General features: G+C 57.7%; 1 protein-coding gene. It reads right to left on the minus strand.

The window, feature by feature from the left end; genetic code table 11:
* The coding region (locus AC19YT_RS28030) for an immunoglobulin-like domain-containing protein (RefSeq protein WP_500611366.1) at positions 1 to 2,747 on the minus strand (2,747 nt) is incomplete at its 3' end.
* Positions 2,748 to 2,767 lie beyond the last annotated feature (20 nt).

Below are 2,767 nucleotides of genomic sequence, written 5' to 3' on the forward strand. Positions count from 1 at the left end.
CCGGTGGTTTCGCCTGCTTTGACGGAGATTTTGGTGCCGTCGCTCAGGGTGAACGTCAGCGGACCATGGCTTTCCATCGGCAGGCCGGCTTTGTTGGTCAGCGTGACGGTGTAAGTCACGTCGCCGCCTTCGGTGACGGTGGTTTTATCCACAGTCAGGGTGGCAACCACTTCGGTTTCGGTGTCATTCACAACAACCGAAGCATCGCCGCCGATCACCAGGTTCTCGAAGGATTTGCCATCCACGGTGGCGGTGTCGATGCCCATCGGCACGGTTTCGCCGTCTTTGTAGACGTCGTCGCCTTGAGCGGCACGTTCGTAAGGAACGCTCAACTCGCCAGCCTTGATAACCACGACTGCGCCGTTTTTCAGGGTCACGGTGAGGTCATGGTCGAGTTTTTGGCTGACCGAAACGGTGAATTTCTGTGCCTGGTTCTCGAAGACTGGGCCGTCGCCAGTGATCGAAACAGTCACCTTGTCGCCTTCGCCGGTTGGCTGATCGGTGACGGTGGTGGTGTGTTCTTTTGGATCGAGAGTCAGTTTCTCGAAGTCATCGGCGCCATCAACACCGACCAGTTTGTTGACCAGGGACGGTTGGCCGCCGGTGAACACGTCGTTGGTGGTTTGGACGACCGCAGTGCCGGTGGTTTCGCCTGCTTTGACGGAGATTTTGGTGCCGTCGCTCAGGGTGAACGTCAGCGGGCCATGGCTCTCCATCGGCAGGCCGGCTTTGTTGGTCAAGGTCACGGTGTAGGTGACATCGCCGCCTTCGGTGACGGTGGTTTTATCCACAGTCAGGGTGGCGACCACTTCGGTTTCGGTGTCGTTCACGACTACCGAAGCATCGCCGCCGATCACTAGGTTCTCGAAGGATTTGCCATCCACGGTGGCGGTGTCGATGCCCATGGGCACGGTTTCGCCATCTTTGTAGACGTCATCGCCTTGAGCAGCGCGCTCGTAAGGAACGCTCAACTCGCCAGCCTTGATAACCACGACTGCGCCGTTCTTGAGGGTCACGGTCAAATCGTGATCCAACTTCTGGCTGACGCTGACGGTGAATTTCTGTGCTTGGTTCTCGAAGACTGGGCCGTCGCCAGTGATCGAAACAGTCACCTTGTCACCTTCACCGGTCGGCTGATCGGTAACGGTGGTGGTGTGTTCTTTTGGATCGAGAGTCAGTTTCTCGAAATCGTCTGCGCCATCAACACCAACCAGTTTGTTGACCAGGGACGGTTGGCCGCCAGTGAACACGTCATTGGTGGTTTGAACCACGGCAGTGCCGGTGGTTTCGCCTGCTTTGACGGAGATTTTGGTGCCGTCGCTCAGGGTGAACGTCAGCGGACCATGGCTTTCCATCGGCAGGCCGGCTTTGTTGGTCAGCGTGACGGTGTAGGTGACGTCGCCGCCTTCGGTGACGGTGGTTTTGTCCACAGTCAGGGTGGCAACCACTTCGGTTTCGGTGTCGTTCACGACTACCGAAGCATCACCGCCGATCACCAGGTTCTCGAAGGATTTGCCGTCAACGGTGGCGGTATCGATGCCCATCGGTACGGTTTCGCCGTCTTTGTAGACGTCATCGCCTTGAGCAGCGCGCTCGTAAGGAACGCTCAGTTCGCCGGCCTTGATAACGACAACAGCGCCGTTTTTCAGGGTCACGGTGAGGTCATGGTCGAGTTTTTGGCTGACCGAAACGGTGAATTTCTGTGCTTGGTTCTCGAAGACCGGGCCGTCGCCAGTGATCGAAACAGTCACCTTGTCACCTTCGCCGGTTGGCTGATCGGTAACGGTGGTGGTGTGTTCTTTCGGATCGAGGGTCAGTTTCTCGAAGTCATCGGCGCCATCAACACCGACGAGTTTGTTGACCAGCGAAGGTTGGCCGCCGGTGAACACGTCGTTGGTGGTTTGAACCACGGCAGTACCGGTGGTTTCGCCTGCTTTGACGGAGATTTTGGTGCCGTCGCTCAGGGTGAAGGTCAGTGGACCATGGCTCTCCATCGGCAGGCCGGCTTTGTTGGTCAGCGTGACGGTATAAGTCACGTCGCCGCCTTCGGTGACGGTGGTTTTGTCCACGGTCAGGGTGGCAACCACTTCGGTTTCGGTGTCGTTCACGACTACCGAGGCATCGCCGCCGATCACCAGGTTTTCGAAGGATTTGCCGTCAACAGTGGCGGTGTCGATGCCCATCGGCACGGTTTCGCCGTCTTTGTAGACGTCATCGCCTTGAGCGGCGCGCTCGTAAGGAACGCTCAGTTCGCCGGCCTTGATAACGACAACAGCGCCGTTTTTCAGGGTCACGGTGAGGTCATGGTCGAGTTTTTGGCTGACCGAAACGGTGAATTTCTGCGCTTGGTTCTCGAAGACCGGGCCGTCGCCAGTGATCGAAACAGTCACCTTATCGCCTTCACCGGTCGGTTGATCGGTAACGGTGGTGGTGTGTTCTTTCGGATCGAGAGTCAGTTTCTCGAAGTCATCGGCGCCATCAACACCGACGAGTTTGTTGACCAGCGAAGGTTGGCCGCCGGTGAACACGTCGTTGGTGGTTTGGACGACCGCAGTACCGGTGGTTTCGCCGGCCTTAACGTTAATTTTGGTGCCGTCACTCAGGGTGAACGTCAGCGGGCCGTGGCTTTCCATCGGCAGCCCGGCTTTGTTGGTCAGCGTGACGGTGTAAGTCACGTCGCCGCCTTCGGTGACGGTGGTTTTATCCACAGTCAGGGTGGCAACCACTTCGGTTTCGGTGTCATTCACAACAACCGAAGCATCGCCGC

The sequence above is a fragment of the Pseudomonas sp. MF08875 genome, from assembly GCF_059862525.1.